Consider the following 18,635-nt stretch of genomic DNA (forward strand, 5'->3'; position numbering starts at 1 on the left):
ACCATGACCTTGTTCAACCGCCTGCGTATTTGCGCAGTCATCGCGGCCGTGTCACTGACCACATTGCCGCATACGCAAGCCGTCGCTCAAGCGAGCGCCCCCACTGCGGCGACAGCGGCTGTCACCGCCTCGCCTGAAGAAGCACGAGCGATCGCCAAAGACGCGTTCCTCTACGCGTATCCGATGTTGTTCAACTACAAGACGCTTTACGAGCAGGCGATCGATTCCGGCTCGAAGTCTTATGTGGGCGGCTTCGGCAAGTTCCGCAACTACTCGCATCCGTACGGTCCTGAGAACAAGGACATCGTCACGCCGAACAACGACACGCCGTACTCGTGGGCGTGGCTCGATCTGCGTCGCGAGCCGTGGGTGCTGACGGTGCCTGCGGTGCCGAAAGAGCGCTACTACGTCTTCCAGTGGATCGACCTGTATACCTACAACTTCGCGTACGTCGGTTCGCGCGCCACGGGCAACGGCGCGGGTCACTATCTCTTCGCCGGCCCGAACTGGCACGGCGATACGCCCAAGGGCATCGACAAGGTGTTCCGCTCCGAGACGGACCTGATCCTGACGCTCGGCCGCACGGCGCTCAATGGTGCGAGCGACGTCAAGAACGTCGAGGCGATCCAGAAACAATACAAGCTCACGCCGCTGTCGGCCTTCGAACACACGGCTGCACCGCCGCCCGTCGCGAAGCTTGATTTTCCGAAGTGGGATGAAGCGAAGGCGACTTCGGTCGACTTCATCGCGTATCTGAACTTCATGCTGCAGTTCACGCAGCCGCCGGCGCCGTCCGAGCAGGAATTGATGGCGCGTTTCGCGAAGATCGGCATTGCGCCAGGCGCGCCGTTTGATCAGGCTGCCTTGCCGCCGGAAACGCGCGCCGCGCTTGAAGCAGGTGTCGCGGACGGGAAAGCCGCATTGGCAGACGCTGAAAAACACACCACCGGTTCGTTCAGCCTGTTCGGCAGCCGTGCGGATCTGAAAGACGACTACACCACCCGCGCCGTCGCGGCGGCGATGGGGATTTACGGCAACACGAAGGAAGAAGCGGTGTACGTCGGCACGCGCGTGAACAGCGAACACGCTCAACTGCTCGGCTCGCAGCCGTACGTGTTGCACTTCGACAAGAAGGACCTGCCGCCCGCGAAATTTTTCTGGTCGATGACGCTGTACGACCTGCCTGCGCGCCATCTGGTCGCGAATCCGATCAACCGTTACTCGATCGGCGATCGCACCAAGGGGCTGAAGTACGGCGCTGACGGCTCGCTGGATATCTACGTGCAGAACACGTCGCCGGGTGCGGACAAGACGTCGAACTGGCTGCCGGCGCCCACCGGTGCGTACACGCTCGTCATGCGCATCTACGGCCCGGACGAGAAGGTGCTCAACGGCGACTGGAAATTCCCCGAGCCCCAAAAGCGCTAAGCCGCGCATGGACGAACCTGAGGACAATATGAATAAGAAAACCGCGACATGGGTCACGGCCGCCGTACTGGCGTCGGTCGCCGCGCCCATTCTGGCGAAGACCCAGCAAGACCAATCGGTCCATGCAACGGCCACCGCGGCGTCCGTACCGGGCCCAGTGGCCGGCTACGCGATCTCTGAAGAATACGCACGGCTGGTAGCGCGCCAGACCTACTTCTGGGCGTGGCCGATGGTTAACGTCTACGGCCGCCTGCTGGCGATGAAGCAGGTGCCGCAGCCGGGCCTGAACGGCGGCATTGTGCCGGTCGCACCACCGAATCATCTGTCGATGCTGCGCGACTACATTCAGCCGCAGGAGCGATTTGTCGCGTGTCCGAACCAGGACGTGGTCTATGGCTCGTCGATTCTCGATCTGAATAAGACCCCGGTGGTCGTGCAGGTGCCCGATTTCGGCAAACGCTTCTGGGTCTATCAGGCTGTCGATCTGCGTACCGACGGTTTCGCGAGTCTCGGCAAGATGTACGGCACACGTCCGGGCTTCTATCTCCTGACAGGTCCTGACTGGCACGGCCCGGTGCCGAAGGGCATCCGCCAGGTGTTCCGCTCGTCGACTGGGGTCGGCAGTTTCATTCCGCGCGTTTTCATGGACGACACGCCTGAAGATCGCGTGGCCGTGCAGCCGGTGCTCGCGAAGATTGGCCTGTATCCGCTCGCCGAATACGACGGCAAGGTCAAGGAGACCGACTGGTCGAAGTTGCCGAGCTTCGGTGAGGCCGGTGGTGCTGCGGGCGGCAACGCCGAAGAGATCAAGTGGGTCGATCCAAACCGCTTCTGGGACATGCTGCCCACCGTGCTCGACGAGACGCCGCCGCAACGCGGCGAAGAGGCGATCTACGCGCAGGCGCGCGGGTTGATCGCGGCAGCGCAGAAAGATCCGGCGATCAAGGCCGCGATTGTCGACGAGGGGACCAAGGCCGAAGCGGATCTGGTCACGCCGTTGTTCAACTTCAACACCTTTGGCAAGCGGCTGCCTGCGAACTGGAACACCGTTAGCAACGGCGCCGCCTTCGGCACGGACTACTTCACGCGCACGGCGGTGGCGAAGTCGAACATCTTCGTCAACAAGCCTAACGAGACCAAGTATTTCTACGGCGATGCCGACGCTTCAGGTCAGCGTCTCGATGGCAACGCACGCTACACGGTGACGTTTGCCAAGGATCAGTTGCCGCCGGTCAAGGGCTTCTGGTCGCTGACGCTGTACAACTCGCATCACTTCTTCTCGCCGAATGCGCAGAACCGCTACTCGCTCGGCACCAAGAACAAGGACCTGAAGTTCAATGCAGACGGCTCGTTGACGCTCTACGTGCAGAACACGAGTCCAGGTGACGACAAGGTCTCCAATTGGCTGCCGGCGCCAGCCAATGAAGCGTTCTCGTTGTACGTACGTGCCTATTGGCCGCAGCAGCCGGCGCTCGACGGCAGCTGGACGCCGCCGCCGGTTAAGCGTGAACCGTAAGAAAACACGTCGATGCGCACGCGTGCGGCTTGCCGCCGCGGTTTGTCAAAACCTTGTTCCGCAAGGTGGAAGTGCGGAAAGTTAATTTCGTGAGGATGACTATGAGTCGCACAAACCGTTTGTCCGCAAGCCGGTCACTCGCCAGGTTGTGCACGGGTGCGCTTCTCACCACTGCCGGCGTGGGTCTTTCGCAGCAAGCGTGGGCGACTGAAGGTGGCATCGGCAGACCGATAACCGGCATGCAGGTTACGCCGTACGCAGGCGTCGTACCGCCCACGGACGACTGGATCGTGTCGGCCACCACGATCTATTACGAAGGCTCGCTCGGCGCGAGCAAGACGATTCCGATCGCCGGTCAGATCACGGCGGGCGTCGACGTCACGGCGGTGTACACCATTCTCAACGCGGTCAAGACGTGGGGCATTACGCTGGGCGGCTGGAACTTCGCATCCTCGTTCGGGGTGCCAATCCAGTACACCAACATCTCGTCGTTTCACGGCCGTTTGCCGAATGATCACGGCACGCAGTTCGCCGATCTCTTCTTCACGCCGGTGGTGGCGGGCTATCACCTGACCAAGACCGATCACATCGCGTTCAGCGTGCAGATTTACGCGCCGACCGGCGCTTACAGCACGAGCCGGCTCGCCAATGCCGGACAGAACACATGGACCTTTACGCCGACGGTCTCCTACACGAAGCTGTTCCCGAAAGAAGAGATCGAGCTGTCGTTGAACTACGGTGTTGGCTTCTACACGCCGAACAGCGACACGCACTATCACAACGCACCGGTTAGCGTGCTCGACCTGCTCGCGCTCAAGCGCTTCGGCAGCGGCTGGGGTGTGGGTGTCGTGGGCGGCTATATCCAGCAGCTCGGTCATGACAGCGGCGGAGTAGCCGATGTCATCGGCGGAAGTCAAGGGCACTCGGTGGGTATCGGGCCGACGGTCACGTGGTCGGGCAAAGTCCAGAAAACGCCGGTGTCGGCGTCGCTGCGTTGGGTCAATGAATTCAACGTCAGCAACCGGCCCAAGGGGAATGCGGTCGAACTGTCGATCAGCGCGACCTTCCAGTAACGGGGCATGCATCTGGTGATCCGCCGCTCCTCGTGTGTGCCGCTTCCCGTCGACGTCGCGCACGGGCCGGGGCAGAACGCGTTTTATGTGCAAGTGGGCAGCGCATGGCGCTGATCCGCGCAATGTGGTTACGCACCGAACTGGTCGTGAAATGCGGTCCTAATCGGCAAAGTGCATTTCTGTGCTCGCCGATATGCTGTTCATGACCATCGTCGGCTTTTGCGACCTCAATGTTGAGGCGTGGCTGGCGACGCGATGCGAACCACCTTTTGCGGACCATCATGAACGTAACCACATCAGACGACTTTATTGGCGTTCAAGCTCAACACCCTTTTTCGAAGGCTTTTATCGTGCTCGGGTATCGGGATGGATCGATCTCGACGATCCCGAACAACTTCTTTCGCGACTGGCTGGATGAAGAAGCGAAGGTTGGGACTTTCTCGATTGGCAAGTGTTCGGGAATCGGTGTCGGCTCAATCGCCAAATATGACGCAGGGTTGCAGAAGCTTGTAGTCGGAAAATTCGTCGCAGGTGGCTTGAGACTGAAGTTCCTGCTGAATGGGCAGCACGACATGCGGACGATTTCAACGTCGATGCTGAGCGCCTTCGGCAGTGGGCTAAACAACGTCCCACCGCCTCAATACGGCGACACAGTAATCCGTAACGATGTATGGATCGGCGACGAAGCGATGTTTCTTGGCGGTTCCACGATTGAAAATGGCTGCGTTATCGGTGCAAGAACCGTGGTGCCGCCCAATTTCAAAAGCGAACCCTATGGCATCTATGTGGGCAGCCCCGCACGCCTTGTTCGGTTCCGTTTCTCCGAGCGTATCCGCGAGAAGCTTCTTGAACTTGAATGGTGGGACATGTCGATGCCTTGGCTGCAAAAAAATAATGACCGTTTTCTCGTTGACTTAACGGTAGACGAGGGGCGGTCGATGGAAATCCTGACCGAGTTGCTGCGCGCAAAAAGCCAGTCCACTGAGGCGATGGCCGCGACGAAAACTTGATGCGTCTGCACCGAGCAGGATGGCATTGCTTGATTGGAGGTCATGCGGACGGCGAGCAGGAGCGAATTCGCATCCTTGCCGATCAGCGGGGCCCAGTTGATTTGCCGACTGGGTCCGCCGCGTCTGATGACCGGTCTATCCCGCCGTCAATGCTCATGGAGCGATGCACAATGAAAACTACGATGAAGCGGTCTTTGCAGTTGCTCGCGGGTGTCTGCACGTCGCTTGCGGTGACACTCGCCACACCCGGGCAGGCGCTCGCCGCCGCCGCGGTGCAGCCGCTGCCGACCGTCTGGCCGCGCGACTTCGATAGCGCACAGCAGCGCATCGAGTTGTATCAACCGCAGGTGGAAGTGTGGCAGGGCAACCGGATCGAAGGCCGCGCCGCTTTCGCGGTCGGCGCGAAGAGCGCCACGCCGAACTACGGCGTCGCGCATTTCACCGCGCGGGCTGAAGTCGACAAGACGAGTTCGACAGTGCAACTGCTCGATATCGTCTTCGACCAGGTCGACATGCCGGCTACGCCCTCCGCCGCCGCTGGGGTGAAAACTGCCTTGCAGGCCCGCATACCCAAAGACGGTCTCATCACCTCACTTGAACAACTGCAGGCCAGTTACGCCAGCACCCACGAAGGCAGCGAACCGGGCCTCGCGGTGCAGAACAACGTACCGAACATCATCTTTGCCGAACGTCCCACGCTGCTCGTGCTGGTCGATGGCGACGCGAACTGGCGTGCGCTCGGCGACACGCACTATCAACGCCTGATCAACACCCGAGCGATGCTGCTCAAGGACGCGAGCGGCGCGTTGCATCTGAATGCCACGGGCTATTGGTACGAGGCGAATTCGCTCGGCGGTCCGTGGCATCTGAACGCGACACCGTCAAATGAGCTTGTCGCCGCGGCGAAAAGCGCGCAGACCAATCTGAAGTCCGATCCGATGCTTCCCGCCGATGGCAAAAAGCCAGCGCAGGCGCCGGACGTGGTGGTCGCCGCGCAGCCGGCCGAACTGGTGGTGACGAACGGCAAGCCGGCGCTGCAACCGGTGAAGGGCGTGAATCTGCTCTCCGTCACTAACGCCGACCACGCGCTCTTCGTCGAGCCACGCGACAATCACTACTACCTGCTGCTGTCGGGCCGCTGGTTCACCGCAGTGGGCCTCTCCGGCCCTTGGACTTTCGTCGACGGCAAGAGCCTCCCCGCCGATTTCGCAAAGATCGCTGCCGACGACCCGCACGCGAATGCGCTCGTCTCCGTGCCCGGCACACCGCAGGCCAAAGAAGCGGCGATTGCAGCGACCATCCCGCAGACAGCAACCGTATCGCGCAAGACCACCACGTTGAAGGTGGTCTATGACGGCGCGCCGAAGTTTGTCGGGATCGCGGGTACGTCTTTGTCGTATGCAGTGAACACGGCGACGCCGGTGATCCAGACGGCGCCGTCGCAATTCTTCGCGGTCGCCAACGGGATCTGGTTCACCGCGAGCGCGGCGAGTGGCCCGTGGCATGTTGCCGATACCGTACCGGCCGCGATCTATACGATTCCGGCGGCTTCGCCCGTGCATTACGTGACGTACGTTCGCGTTTATTCGGCGACGCCGGATACCGTGGTGGTTGGCTATACGCCGGGCTACATGGGCGTGGTCGTCAATGCGGACGGCACTGTTGTGTACGGCACGGGCTATGTGTACGCGCCGTATGTCGGCGACGTCTACTACGGCTACCCGGCCACCTATGGCTACGGCGCCGGCTTCGCGCTCGGCACGACAGTGGGCTTCGCCTTCGGCTTTGCGATCGGCGCCACGTGGGGCGCGCCGTCGCCGTACTGGGGGCCGTATTGGGGCGGCGGCCCATGGAGCTGGCAATACGCGAACGTCAACCAGGCCAATATCTACGGCCGCTGGGGGCAGGGCACCGTGACGCACGCGAGCGGCTGGAACGGTTGGACTGGCAATAGCTGGGCCGGAACGGCAGCATCCGGATTCAATCCTTATACCGGTGGTCACTTCCAGGCGAGCCGCGGCGCTGTCGAGAATGCATACAACGGCAATTTCGCAGCCGGCCGGCAAGGCTCGTTCAGCAATCCGTCGACGGGACGCAGCGGGGCGGCGCGCGGTGGCGTGGTCGGCAATGAAGGCACCGGCGACTATGCGGCGGGCAGGCAGCGCGCCGGCTATAACGCGCAGACCGGGCGTTATGGCGCAGCAGAAGCGGGCGTGACCGGCAACGCGTATTCAGGCGACCACCAGGCGGGCACGAAAGGCATCGTGGGCAACAAGGACACGGGCAAGGCGGTCGCGTGGAATAACGGCAATGTGTATGCGGGCAGCGACGGCAACGTCTACCGGCATGATCAGGGCGGTGGCTGGGAGCAGCACAGCGCGGATGGCTGGCAGCCGGTTCAGCCGAACGCCAGCCAGACGCAGCGGCTCGACTCGCTTAAGCAGGGGCACGATCTTGGGAATGCGCGAGCGAGTGGGCAGTTTCAGCCGCAGCGGCATTTTGGCGGCGGAGGCGGGCGGTTCAGGCGGTGAAGCGGGGGCGGCAGATTCCGACTAAAGATATTTGTCGCCCTGCTGGCGATCCCGGATTTTCTTCGCGGGGTTTCCGTACATCACTGAAAAAGCGTCGACTGCCTTCAGAACGATTGATCCGGCGCCCACCACGCTGTGCTCGCCAATCGTGATTCCATGGCGCAACACCGCGCCGATGCTTACGGCGGCGTGGCTACCGATGCGGCAATTGCCGCCGGTGGTCACGCCAGGCGCGAGGCTCGAAAAATCCTCCATCACGCAATCGTGGTCGAGCGATGCCTTCGTGTTCACAATGCAGAACCGACCCACGCGGCAGTCGGCATTGATAACAGCGCCCGCCATGACAACCGTGCCGGCGCCGATGCTTGTCCCTTTGCCGACGCTCGCTGCAGGGTGCACAGCACTCACGAAGGGTAATTGCGGGCAGACGTCGGCCACTTTGGCGACCACTTTGGCGCGAACGCTGTTATCGCCGATCGCTACGATGACGCCCTGCAGATCGTGTTCGGTGGTCAATCTCGCCAGATCGGACTCGCCGCCAAGGACCGGATAGCCGAGGGTCTCTTCGCCAGTCACCCGAAAAGCGTCGATGAGCCCGGCGATCCGGTAGCGCCCCTGCTTTTCAACGATGTCGATAACGACCTTGGCGTGGCCGGAAGACCCGACAAGCACGATGTTTTGCATTGCCCATATTCCGCTTTAAGACCGGCTCAACTCATTGAATGCCGGCGATGATGCTGACAATGCGTTCAACCTGTGCCGGATTCAGATCGGGATAGATCGGCAGGCACAAGATCCGTTTCGATGCCGCGCTGGCGGCACTCAGATTGTCCTTATGCGACGACGGCAGGCCTCGATACATCGGGAATTCGGAAATCAGCGGGTAGAAGTAGCGGCGCGCATAGATATCGTGTTGCTTAAAGTGGTCATACAGTGCATCGCGGCTGATTGGAAAATCGTCTTCGACCTGAACGGGAAAGTACGCGTAGTTCGCGACTTTTTCGCCCGCGTCCGACAGGCAGCGAATGCCGGGCACGTCAGCCAGCAACTCGCGATACTGCGCGTCGATCGCCTTGCGTTTTGCCAATGCGTTGTCGACGTGTTGCAGTTGCAGCAGTCCGAAGGCTGCATTGATTTCGCTCATCTTGCCGTTGATGCCGGCGGCCACAACGGTCACCTCATCCACGAAGCCGAAGTTCTTCAGATGGTCGATACGCTGCTTCGTCTTCGCATCCGGGCAGATGATCGCGCCGCCTTCGAATGTGTTGAAGACCTTGGTGGCGTGGAAACTGACGATCGACAGATCGCCGTGCTTGAGCACGCTGCCATCTTCGGTTTGCACACCGAACGCGTGCGCGGCGTCGTAGATGACCTTGAGGTTGTAGTTGTCGGCGATCTTCTGGATGGCCTTCACATCACACGGATGGCCGTAGCAGTGCACCGGCATGATGGCCGTGGTTTGCGGTGTGATCGCCGCTTCGATCTTCTCCGGGTCCAGATTGAGCGTGTCCGGATGGACGTCCACGAAAACCGGCTTGATGCCGTTCCACAGGAGCGAATGCGCGGTCGCTGCGAAAGAATAGGGCGTCGTAATGACTTCGCCATTGATGCGCAGCGCCTGCAGCGCCGTCACGAGCGCCAATGTGCCGTTTGCGAACAACGCGAGATGCTCGACACCCAGATACTCGCAGAGCGCCTTTTCGAGTTGCTGATGGAACGGTCCTCCATTGGTGAGGATCTTGCTGTTCCAGATCTTTTCGAGGTACGGCATGAACTCGGCCAGCGGCGGCAGATGCGGCTGGGTCACATAGATGCGTTCGTCGTCCAGCGACGCGATCGCACGAAGAGGAGCGCTTGAGCCCATGGTTTCCTCGCTACTGTTTTTTGGTCCGGATCACGTTTGACGGACGTTATGCGGTATGAACCGGATCGCCGCTTGCTGCTCGCGGGTCGTGTGCGCTGAAGGCCGCCGGCGCCAGGTCGGCGCACCAGCGCTGCCACATCGTGCGAAATGCGCGTGAAAGGCTTTCTGCGACAACTTCCGGCTGGAACGGCGGCGACTGCATGCAACGCTCGCGCAACGCCGTGCGAATGCTGGCGAGCGCGGGAATGTCGGAAGCAAGCTTGACGCCCTTCGCCACGAAATCATCCGCATCTTCGGCCGCAAACGCGTCGAGACCCGCATGGGCGAGCCATGCCGTCGCTGCCCGGCTTGCCATTGTCCTGCCGGCTATCGTCAGCGTGGGCGTGCCCATCCACAACGAGTTCAGAACGGTCGTCGAACCGGTATAGGGGAAGGTGTCGAGGCAGATGTCCACCTGAAAGTGTTGTTGCAGGTAGACCTCTACGCGGGAACGCGGACGGAAAGTCAGGCGGTTTCGTGAAATGCCTTCGTTGACGAACCAGTTGATGAGGTTTTCGTCGCCTTCGTCGCCGTTCATCGAACCGAGCACCATCCGGGCAGTGGGCAGCTCGCGAAGCAATCTCGCCCACACAGCGATCACGTCGGGGCGCAACTTGTTCAACCGGTTGAAACTGCCGAACGTGACATAGCCGTTATGCATGGCCGGCAGGATGTTGACCGGCGGGGCATTCCGGTCCGGCTGGAACGGTCCGATGGCTGCCAGATGCGCGAGTTTCTCGGAGAACTGCTGCTCCATGTCGCCGAACGGCGTAAAGAAGCGGTCGCTGAGGTAGTAGTCCATCGCGTCGAGACCGGTCGTCGCCGGGTAACCGATCCAGCTGACCTGAATCGGCGCGGGCTTGCGCGCGAACGCCTGCAGTCGGTTACGGCCGGTATGTCCGCTCAGGTCGATCAGGATATCGATTTTGTCGGCGCGAACCTTGGCGATGAATTGCTCGTCCGACATGCCAGTAACCATGTTCCATTGGTCAGCCTGGGTGCGTAACCACTGCGTATAGTCATCCTCTTGCACATGGTTGTAGTAGACATGGAGCTGCAGGCTCTCGTCTTTTGCGAGCGGCTCCATGATCGGCATCAGGTAGGAGGCGACTGCGTGCCGGAACAAGTCGCCGGAAACGATGCCGATTTTCAACTGGCGATCGGGCGCGCGGCTATTCGTGTGACGCGGCTTCGGCAAGCGTAGCGATGCTTCGTGAATCCGGGCAAATTCGCGATGTTCGGCGTAGATTTGCTCAGGGGCGATGTGAGGGTTGTGCGCGATGGTAAAGAGCAGATTGCTGCGCGTCGGTGCATTTTTGGGATCGAGTTCGAGCGCGCGGCGAAAGCATAGCTCGGCCTCGTCTGTGGCGCCGGCGTTAAGCAGCACGACGCCCAGCGTGCTATGTGACTCCGAGTAGTCGGGCGTGAGTTCGGTTGCACGACGGCACTCGGCGATCCCTTCACGGGTGCGGCCGAGGCCGGCGAGCACCATGCCGAGGATACGATGACCTTCTGAATGGTCCGGATGCAATTCGAGCAATTTTCTGCACTCGGCTTCTGCCTCGGCGTAGTGACCGAGCAAGCGCAGCAAGTCGGCCAGCGCCTTCCGAACATCGGAATCGTCGCTACCAAACTTTATGGCGTTTCTCAGGGGCTCGGCGGAATCGCTGTATTGGCCAGCCTTATGCAGAGCGATACCGAGGCAACGCCATGCGAGGCCGCTCGACGGAAATCGTTCAGTCAGGCTTTGTGCAAGCTTGATGGCATCCGGAACGTGGCCCCTGGCGTAGAGGGTGTTGAAGCGGCTTATTTCTTGTGGAGAGGGGCGGCGCGTATCGAGTGCTGCCGTTGGGGGCTCCGAGGCGTCCCGGTTTGTCGAAATGGCCACCGTCACAGTGGGTTCCGGCGATGCAACGACAGGTACGACGGCGGCGGTCGCTAAGCCGGTACCGCCGCGCGCCATCCGCGTAATCAGCCCGTCGACTGCCGGCCCCTTCAATCCCCTTTGCTGCCCCATCTCCAGCGCCAGCCAGGCCGCCTGGGTCTGGTCTGCGTCGATCAATGCGTTGATGTAGGCAACCCAGAATTGGCCGTTGTCCGGCGCGCCGCCGAGCGCGGCTTCCAGGTGTGGCAGTGCCTCGACAGGACGACTGAGCTGCACGTACAGCACGCCGAGGTTGTACTGCACGTCGGTGTTGCTGGGCATTGCTTCGAGGATCGCCTTATACAGCGCCTCGGCGTCGTCGAACTCCCCCTTGTGGTGATGCGCCAGCGCTGTCTGCAAAACGAGAGCGATGTCATGCTCGAACTGCTGTTCGGGCGTCAAGGGTTCAGCGGTCGGCTGCTCGTACAGGAGAGTCATGGTGTCAGCGCAGAATGGTCTATGACGGAAATTGTGCGACCGGGAGGGTGTTTCCGATGCGCGGAGATGACGGTAAAAAAGCCGCCTGTTTAGCGCATGGGCCGCGGCGGCGGAAGGCCGGACGCCAAGAAAAAAGCCCGCACGAGGCGGGCTGAGGGAACGAGCGCGCCCTTGCTTCAGCGCGTAGTTCTTATTGTCTGGTACTGCAGTTCAATGCTGCGGAGCCTTTTCAGCGGGTCGATCCCGCGGTTCGGCCGGTTCGGTTCGGGCGAGGAGCGGCCGCTGAACCTTTAGCCCGCTTACAGGCGAGCCATCCGCTGATATTCGCCTGCGGCCTTGGTGCGCCCGATCGCGGCTTCGAACTCGGTGTGCAGTTCGTTCTGGGTGGTTTCCGCATCGGCGAGCAACGCTGCGTCGATGTCCTGAATCCGGCGGATCATTTCCAACGCGGCCGGTTCCTGATTGGCCGACAGCGACATCAGCAGCGGCGAACGCAGTTCGGTCAGGCGGGCCGCTTCCGGCCAATCGGCCAGCGAGGCCGCCTGTTCGATTTCCCGTGTGATCGACAGCAGGCGTTCGACCAACTCCGTCTGATTCATTTCGATCGGGGCCATGGCTTAGCTCTTGTTGGTCGCCAGCGCGCCGGCGCTGTTGGTGCCGCCGAACAGGGCGGTCAGGTACTGCGAGTTGTTGTTCATTGTCGCCATCAGCGTGTTCAGCGCGGTGAACTGGGCCTGATACTGGCTCGTCAGCTGCGCCGTGTAGTCGGCGAGCGCCGTTTGCTGTGTGGTGATGCTCTTCAGGTCGGCGTTCAGCGCGCTGTTGCGCGTATCGATGATGCCGCCGGTCTGCGTGAAGGTGGTAATGCTGCTGTTCAGCTGCTCGGCGATGCCGTTGGTCGAGTTGAAGAGCGAGGCGACTGTTGCCGGGTTGGCCGTCAGGGCGGTGCTGAGCGCGGTGTTGTCGACCACCATCGTGCCGTCTGCCGGGTCGTCCTTCAACGTGATGCCGATCGACGCCAGCGTGGTGCCGGTGCTGCCCGAGCCAACCGAGCCGCCCACGATCGAAGCCAGCGCGTTCTTGATCGTCTGCAGCGTCGAGTCGCCCAGCAGCGGGCCTTGCGACGAGGACGACGAGTTGAACGACGTGAGCGTCGACATCGTCGTGACGACGGTGTTGTAGAGGCTGACGAAGTTGTTAATCGCGGTGCTCTGCGACGTGGTATCCGTCGCAATGGTCAGCGTCTGCGTGGTGCCCGCGGATGCCGCTGTCAGGTTCATCGTGACGCCGGAAATGGCGCTCGTCACGGAGTTCGTTGAGCTGCTGGCCGCGATTCCGCCGACGGAGAATTCCGCGTCCTGGGCAAACCCGCTTTGCGTCCAGGCACTGCTCGAATTCGCCGACGTGATCGACGATTGGCCGCCCGTGGTGCTGGCAGTCGAGGTCACGCCGAGGCTCGACAGGCCGGTGTCGGACGTGACATTGCTGGTCGAGACGTTGATGACGTTGGCGGCACCCGTGTTCGCCGCGCGCAGCACGAGGTGGGCGCCGTCCGTACCGGTCACGATGGTCGCTGTGACGCCAGGGTTGCTGCTGCTGGAGTTGATTGCGGACGCGATGCCGGAGAGCGTGTTGTTGGTGCTGTCGACGTTGATGTCCATCGACTTGCCGCCGAGCGAAACCGTCAACGTGCCGGCGCCCAGTTGTGTCGTGGCGCCGAAGGCTGCCGAGGACAATGCCTGCGAGCTGGCGATCTGCGTTACCGCGACCGAGTAGCTGCCGGCCACGGCGCCCGCACCGGCTGTCGCCGTCAGACCGGTGCCGCTGGCGGTTGCCGAGAAAGTCGACAGCGTGGTGCCGTTGGCGAGGTTCGTGATACCCGACTGCAACGCGCTCAGCGCGGAGCTCAGGGCACCGTATGCGGACAACGTGGTGCTATCCGTGGTTTGTTGCGCCGCCAGAGCCGCCGTTTGTCCGGCAGTCTTCGCGTTCACGAGTGCCGTAACGAGCGTCGACACGTCCATCGACGAGTTGCCGGTCGAGCCACTGATGATCGATTGAGCGGCCGACTGCAGCGCTGAGTTGGCGGCGGCGGTCGACGCAGCAGTAGACGTGGTTGAGATCGAGGACATGCAGAGGCTCCGGGCGTCTGGAAATCTGTATTGGGTGGTGCGCGATGCTACATCACTTCTCAAGCGGAATGCACAGCGGGAGGCATGCCTCCCGTTGCTTGAAACCCGGTGATGCGCCGCACTTGCGGGCGGCGCATCACCTTACTGCGTCAGCTCTTACTGCAGGAGCTTCAGGACTTGCTGCGGGTTCGAGTTAGCTTGCGCCAACACCGAGATACCAGCTTGTTGCAGCACTTGCGCCTTGCTCAGGTTCGCCGTTTCTTGTGCGAAGTTGGCGTCCGTGATTTGCGATTGTGCCGACGACAGGTCGGTCGACTCAGCTTGCTGCGACGTCGAGATTGCCGTGAAGCGGTTTTGTGCGGCACCCAGCGAAGCTTGCAGGTTGTTGACGGTCTGCAGTGCGTTGTCGATGGAGACCATCGCTTCGTTCGCGCCGGTGACCGTGCTGATGTCGAGGTTCGAAACCGTCGGCGGGCTGTTGATCGCGTTGATCTGTGCGACTGCCGATGCCTGAGCAGCGGAACCCGCACCTGCCGTCGTCGTTGCAGCGGCCTGGAGTGCCAGAGCCGTACCTTGCGTGCCCGTACCTGCCGTTGCGCCTGCGCCGAAAACTGCTTGTGCGACGGTCGCGGCAATCGCCTGGTTATTCTGGTCGGTGAAGGTGTAGCCGCCCTGGCCGTCCGACAGCACGTTGATTGCCGTGATTGCCGGGCTGGCAGCCGTCGTGTAAGCACCCGCCGAGTCCACGCTGAGCGAGACCGTGCCGACCGTTTGACCCGTTTGCACCAGGCCGCCACCGATCTTCGCTGCCGACATCGATTGGCTCAGGTTCAGGCTGATGGTCTGGCCAACGTTCGCGCCGACCTGGAACGTCAGGCTGCCTGCCGAGCCGTCCAGAATGTTCGTGCCGTTGTACGTCGTTTGCGACGCGATACGGTTCACTTCAGAGATCTGTGCTGCCACTTCCTTCTGCAGAGCTGCCTGGTCGCTCGACGACAGCGAACCGGTCGATGCTTGCACGGCCAGTTGGCGGATACGTTGCAGGCTCGACGTCAGCGAGGACAGTGCGCTCGATGCGGTTTGAACCATCGACACGCCGTCATTCGCATTCGACACGCCCTGGTTCAGGCCGTTGATCTGCGTTTGCATACGCGTCGAGATCGCCAGACCTGCTGCGTCGTCAGCCGCGCTGTTGATGCGCTTGCCCGACGACAGACGGGTGATGGCTTGCGAAAGGGCGCTTTGCGAGCCATTAAGGTTTTGCTGTGCAACCAGCGAGTTGATGTTGCTATTGATTCCGAGCATGAAAATCTCCTAAATAAGCCTTGAGCCCAATACGCCACGTTGGCATCGGCGGAAGCACTCGTTCATTGCTGGCCGCCTCAGTGAAGGTTGACGGCGCGTCTAAAAAAAACTTGAGGAACTTTGTGCAATAGCGACCCAATTGTTTTTCGAGCCGGTTGGGCCGCTACCCGTCTGCAAGCCGCTTGCAGCCTTGTTCGGGAGATCCACTGCAGGTATTGAAAAGACGGCGTATTCTCCTTTCCTCTTGTGACAAACCCTGGAAAAATCATGCAAAAACGCCGGATTGGACGTTCCGAATTAGAGGTCGCGCCGCTTATGTTCGGTGGCAATGTATTTGGCTGGACAGCCGATGAATCGACCTCCTTTTCGATCCTGGATGCATTTGTCGATGCGGGGCTCAACTTTATCGATACCGCCGATGTCTATTCCGCGTGGGCGCCGGGAAACCAGGGTGGCGAATCGGAAACCATCATCGGCAAGTGGTTCAGGCGGAGCGGCAAGCGCGACAGGATCGTGCTCGCCACCAAGGTTTCGAAGCACCCGCAGCGCAAGGGTTTGTCGGCGGCGAACATTCAGGCGGCAGTCGAGGATTCGCTGCGCCGTTTGCAGACGGATTACATCGATGTCTATTTTTCTCACGACGACGACACCGAAACGCCTTTGGCCGAAACCCTCGGCGCGTATCAGAAGCTGATCGAGGCGGGCAAGGTGCGGGTGATCGGCGCGTCGAACTACAGCGGCGCGCGCGTCGAGGAAGCACTCGCCGTGTCCCGCCAACATGGGCTGCCCGAGTACCAGTTGCTGCAGCCGGAGTACAACCTGTACGACCGCGCGGAGTATGAGCGCGACATCGAGCCGGTGGCGCTCGCCAATCAGCTCAGCGTGGTGGTGTACTGGAGCCTTGCAAGCGGCTTTCTGTCCGGCAAGTACCGTTCGCAGGCCGATCTGGCCAACAAGGCGCGCGGCAGCCGGGTCGAGAAGTATCTGAACGAGCGTGGTTTGCGGATTCTGGACGCGCTCGACCGGGTCGCCGGGCGGCACGGCAGCACGCCGGCCACGGTCGCGCTGGCATGGCTGATCGCCCGCCCGAGTGTAACGGCCCCAATTGCCAGCGCGACCTCGGTTGACCAGCTCAAAAGTCTGGCCGCCGCCGTCCATCTGATGCTGACCGGCACCGATATCCGCGAGCTGGACGAGGCAAGCGCCTGACCCGCGCAGAGACCTGGCGCGATCGCTAAACCCCTGGTAGGATGGAGAGTTTCCTGATATCATCGGGAGTGAATTGAGATCTTTGCCTGTTTCGTCAATGCTTTTCATTGATGAAAGGTTGGCGAAACGGCAGCAGACGCGGCATATGCGTTACGTCTGTCCGCGTTCCGCGGTGAACTCCCCACCTCTCTTTTCCGGCCTCCGTGGCCGTTATGCCTCTCGTTTCATTCGTGGTTTGGCCGGGATTTATCCCGCGTTTGCCTGTTACTGGCCATGAATCGGAACGACCGGAGGGCCGGCGCGTGAGCGGTATCCGCCACGCAATTTACCCCTATCAAGTGATTGAGTTAGGAATTACATGACGACGATTCTTCTGAAAGAAAACGAGCCGTTCGAAGTGGCGATTCGCCGCTTTCGTCGCGCAATCGAAAAGAATGGCCTGATCGCTGAACTGCGTGAGCGTCAATCGTACGAAAAGCCGACTACGGCACGTAAGCGCAAGAAGGCTGCTGCTGTGAAGCGCCTGCACAAGCGCCTGCGCAGCCAGATGCTGCCGAAAAAGCTGCACTAAGCACGCTTTTTCGCGCTGCATTTCGCGCACTGTACGCCGAACGGCGGTGTGAGCTTCGAAAGAAGCCACATCGCCGTTTTGCTTTTGGGGAGTCGATTTACGTTGGGCTTTTGCCGCCGTATCGAGGCTCGTTACGCGGCGCTCTTCAGGCGTTCGGCGGACAGGCCGAATTGCCGGGCAATCGAGCTCAGACGCTCATGCCATTCCCACGTGCCGAACACGTCGTGCACGTTCTGCAGGCAACTCAGCAGAGCGATTGTGGCCGGGTCGTAGACATTGAGGCGGGCGCGCAGGAGCGCCTTTTTGAGCGCAGAGATGCCGGCATCCATATACGCAGGCACCTCGGTGGCCGCGCGGCCGATGTAGCGCACTGGAACGCCCTCCATCGCAGTCATGTAGTCGCGCGGCTTGATGAAGCTGCCGATCGGGCAACCGCCGCAGTAGCCGCGGTATGCGCCGCCGCCACGCGGTAGCAAGGCGGCGCGTTTCTGGCCGAGTAGATGGTCCACGGCCTGGTCGAAAATCTCCTGATGGGTCAGGAAATTAAGGGTTTTCATGGTTGGTCTCCCATGCGTTACGCAGCGGTTATTCGTTGTTCGAGCGCATGAACGGCAGTATCGGATACGCGTCAATTAATGACGCCCGGACTAGCAATGCGAAAAGCCTTCAATTCCCGGGTTTGGCTCGTTTGCCCTTTCTGCCGCTTATGCCGGTCTGGCGACACCGTCCGCCACCGTGGCGGCCAGCGCTCACCATCTCTATAACGACTGCCCGCGTGAAAAGCGTAGACAGGGCTTTACCGGATGGCCGGCGTTCGCCTGGAACGTGAGCGGCGCCTCAGACGCTTTACGCCAGGCGCTACCAACCGCTGCCGCTGCGCTGCTTCAGCCGGCCTTGCGATTGCGTCCCTTCTTGCCAAGCGCCGCGCATCGCGCGCGGCACATGCAGCTCGCCTCGTGGTCATTCACCATGCCGACCGCCTGCATGAACGCATAGCAGATCGTCGAGCCGACGAACTTGCAGCCATAGCGCTTCAGCCCCTTGCTGAGCGCGTCCGAAATTTCGGTCGATGCGGGCGCCTGTTTATACGATGCCCAATCGTTCTGGATCGGCGTCTGATCGACGAACGACCATACGAAGTTGGCGAGCGAGCCGTGCTCGGCCTGAATCTGCTGCACTGCGCGCGCGTTGGTAATGGCCGATTCGATCTTGCCGCGATGGCGTACGATACTTTCGTCCAGCACCAGCGCGTCCACATGTTTGGGCGTAAAGCGCGCGACCTTATCAATGTCGAAGTCGGCGAAGGCGCGGCGATAGCCGGTTCGCTTATTGAGAATCGTCGACCATGACAAGCCTGCCTGGGCGCCTTCCAGTACAAGTAGTTCGAACAAATGCTGATCGTCGCGCGAGGGCACGCCCCACTCGGTGTCGTGGTAGTGTGCGAGCGCTTCGCTCGATACCCAGTTGCATCGCTGTGTCACTTTTGCGCTCCCGCGTTGTCATGTCGTCCGTCAGCATAGCGGAAGTCGTGCGCGTCGCAAGCTGGCCATTCGGCCGATTGCGGGATTGAAACTGACCTGCCACGCTATGCGTTA

At 61.2% G+C, this 18,635-nt stretch carries 15 protein-coding genes; 7 read left to right on the forward strand and 8 right to left on the reverse strand.

Features of this window, described 5'->3' with window-relative positions; translation table 11 throughout:
- The first annotated feature begins 3 nt into the window (after positions 1-3).
- From M0D66_RS28640 to M0D66_RS28660, 5 genes are all read left to right on the forward strand, one after another.
- The gene (locus tag M0D66_RS28640; protein ID WP_211703081.1) at positions 4-1,428 is read left to right on the forward strand and encodes a DUF1254 domain-containing protein; all 1,425 of its coding nucleotides are present in this window, start codon (positions 4-6) and stop codon (positions 1,426-1,428) included.
- Positions 1,429-1,456: 28 nt separating this feature from the next.
- Entirely contained in the window at positions 1,457-2,944 is a 1,488-nt protein-coding gene (locus M0D66_RS28645; protein WP_093641138.1) for a DUF1254 domain-containing protein, read from the forward strand.
- A 101-nt stretch (positions 2,945-3,045) separates the two neighbouring features.
- Positions 3,046-4,017, forward strand: coding sequence for a transporter (locus tag M0D66_RS28650; protein WP_266212312.1), 972 nt, complete (start codon positions 3,046-3,048; stop codon positions 4,015-4,017).
- Between the two features lie 281 nt (positions 4,018-4,298).
- Positions 4,299-5,027: a CatB-related O-acetyltransferase gene (locus M0D66_RS28655; RefSeq protein WP_200620192.1), complete on the forward strand. Its 729-nt coding sequence runs from the start codon at positions 4,299-4,301 to the stop codon at positions 5,025-5,027.
- A gap of 170 nt (positions 5,028-5,197) precedes the next feature.
- Positions 5,198-7,558, forward strand: a complete 2,361-nt coding sequence (locus M0D66_RS28660; protein ID WP_266212313.1) for a carbohydrate-binding family V/XII — start codon at positions 5,198-5,200, stop codon at positions 7,556-7,558.
- A gap of 21 nt (positions 7,559-7,579) precedes the next feature.
- On the opposite strand, the gene M0D66_RS28665 is transcribed toward M0D66_RS28660, so the two are convergent.
- From M0D66_RS28665 to M0D66_RS28690, 6 genes are all read right to left on the reverse strand, one after another.
- On the reverse strand, positions 7,580-8,242 hold the full coding sequence (locus M0D66_RS28665; RefSeq protein WP_266212314.1) for an acetyltransferase: 663 nt from the start codon (positions 8,240-8,242) through the stop codon (positions 7,580-7,582).
- 31 nt (positions 8,243-8,273) lie between these two features.
- The gene (vioA, locus tag M0D66_RS28670) at positions 8,274-9,422 is read right to left on the reverse strand and encodes a dTDP-4-amino-4,6-dideoxy-D-glucose aminotransferase VioA (RefSeq protein WP_266212315.1); all 1,149 of its coding nucleotides are present in this window, start codon (positions 9,420-9,422) and stop codon (positions 8,274-8,276) included.
- A 46-nt stretch (positions 9,423-9,468) separates the two neighbouring features.
- Positions 9,469-11,823, reverse strand: a complete 2,355-nt coding sequence (locus M0D66_RS28675) for a tetratricopeptide repeat protein (RefSeq protein ID WP_266212316.1) — start codon at positions 11,821-11,823, stop codon at positions 9,469-9,471.
- Positions 11,824-12,122: 299 nt separating this feature from the next.
- Positions 12,123-12,437 carry a flagellar protein FliT gene (locus M0D66_RS28680; protein ID WP_200620174.1) on the reverse strand — a complete coding sequence of 105 codons (315 nt, stop codon included), beginning with the start codon at positions 12,435-12,437 and terminating at the stop codon, positions 12,123-12,125.
- Positions 12,438-12,440: 3 nt separating this feature from the next.
- Complete coding sequence (gene fliD / locus M0D66_RS28685) at positions 12,441-13,955, reverse strand: flagellar filament capping protein FliD (RefSeq protein ID WP_211703076.1); 1,515 nt, start codon at positions 13,953-13,955, stop codon at positions 12,441-12,443.
- 156 nt (positions 13,956-14,111) lie between these two features.
- Positions 14,112-15,260 (reverse strand): flagellin, encoded by a 1,149-nt coding sequence (locus M0D66_RS28690; RefSeq protein WP_200653787.1) that lies wholly within the window; start codon positions 15,258-15,260, stop codon positions 14,112-14,114.
- Between the two features lie 267 nt (positions 15,261-15,527).
- On the opposite strand from M0D66_RS28690, the gene M0D66_RS28695 reads away from it, so the two are divergent.
- Both M0D66_RS28695 and rpsU read left to right on the forward strand, forming a co-directional pair.
- Entirely contained in the window at positions 15,528-16,469 is a 942-nt protein-coding gene (locus M0D66_RS28695) for an aldo/keto reductase (RefSeq protein WP_211703075.1), read from the forward strand.
- Positions 16,470-16,827: 358 nt separating this feature from the next.
- Positions 16,828-17,040 carry a 30S ribosomal protein S21 gene (rpsU, locus tag M0D66_RS28700; RefSeq protein WP_006050883.1) on the forward strand — a complete coding sequence of 71 codons (213 nt, stop codon included), beginning with the start codon at positions 16,828-16,830 and terminating at the stop codon, positions 17,038-17,040.
- A gap of 131 nt (positions 17,041-17,171) precedes the next feature.
- On the opposite strand, the gene M0D66_RS28705 is transcribed toward rpsU, so the two are convergent.
- Both M0D66_RS28705 and M0D66_RS28710 read right to left on the reverse strand, forming a co-directional pair.
- Positions 17,172-17,597, reverse strand: a complete 426-nt coding sequence (locus M0D66_RS28705) for a hypothetical protein (protein ID WP_266212317.1) — start codon at positions 17,595-17,597, stop codon at positions 17,172-17,174.
- A gap of 327 nt (positions 17,598-17,924) precedes the next feature.
- On the reverse strand, positions 17,925-18,521 hold the full coding sequence (locus tag M0D66_RS28710; RefSeq protein WP_200653785.1) for a DNA-3-methyladenine glycosylase I: 597 nt from the start codon (positions 18,519-18,521) through the stop codon (positions 17,925-17,927).
- Positions 18,522-18,635: the final 114 nt, after the last annotated feature.

The sequence above is a fragment of the Paraburkholderia sp. SECH2 genome (genome assembly GCF_030464795.1).
Taxonomy (GTDB): domain Bacteria; phylum Pseudomonadota; class Gammaproteobacteria; order Burkholderiales; family Burkholderiaceae; genus Paraburkholderia; species Paraburkholderia aspalathi.

Excerpts from the sequence above, each read along its gene's own strand:
- M0D66_RS28640 (WP_211703081.1), top strand. The coding sequence starts at position 4 with ATGACCTTGTTCAACCGCCTGCGTATTTGCGCAGTCATCGCGGCCGTG.
- M0D66_RS28645 (WP_093641138.1), top strand. The coding sequence starts at position 1,457 with ATGAATAAGAAAACCGCGACATGGGTCACGGCCGCCGTACTGGCGTCG.
- M0D66_RS28650 (WP_266212312.1), top strand. The coding sequence starts at position 3,046 with ATGAGTCGCACAAACCGTTTGTCCGCAAGCCGGTCACTCGCCAGGTTG.
- M0D66_RS28655 (WP_200620192.1), top strand. The coding sequence starts at position 4,299 with ATGAACGTAACCACATCAGACGACTTTATTGGCGTTCAAGCTCAACAC.
- M0D66_RS28660 (WP_266212313.1), top strand. The coding sequence starts at position 5,198 with ATGAAAACTACGATGAAGCGGTCTTTGCAGTTGCTCGCGGGTGTCTGC.
- M0D66_RS28665 (WP_266212314.1), bottom strand. The coding sequence starts at position 8,242 with ATGCAAAACATCGTGCTTGTCGGGTCTTCCGGCCACGCCAAGGTCGTT.
- vioA (WP_266212315.1), bottom strand. The coding sequence starts at position 9,422 with ATGGGCTCAAGCGCTCCTCTTCGTGCGATCGCGTCGCTGGACGACGAA.
- M0D66_RS28675 (WP_266212316.1), bottom strand. The coding sequence starts at position 11,823 with ATGACTCTCCTGTACGAGCAGCCGACCGCTGAACCCTTGACGCCCGAA.
- M0D66_RS28680 (WP_200620174.1), bottom strand. The coding sequence starts at position 12,437 with ATGGCCCCGATCGAAATGAATCAGACGGAGTTGGTCGAACGCCTGCTG.
- fliD (WP_211703076.1), bottom strand. The coding sequence starts at position 13,955 with ATGTCCTCGATCTCAACCACGTCTACTGCTGCGTCGACCGCCGCCGCC.
- M0D66_RS28690 (WP_200653787.1), bottom strand. The coding sequence starts at position 15,260 with ATGCTCGGAATCAATAGCAACATCAACTCGCTGGTTGCACAGCAAAAC.
- M0D66_RS28695 (WP_211703075.1), top strand. The coding sequence starts at position 15,528 with ATGCAAAAACGCCGGATTGGACGTTCCGAATTAGAGGTCGCGCCGCTT.
- rpsU (WP_006050883.1), top strand. The coding sequence starts at position 16,828 with ATGACGACGATTCTTCTGAAAGAAAACGAGCCGTTCGAAGTGGCGATT.
- M0D66_RS28705 (WP_266212317.1), bottom strand. The coding sequence starts at position 17,597 with ATGAAAACCCTTAATTTCCTGACCCATCAGGAGATTTTCGACCAGGCC.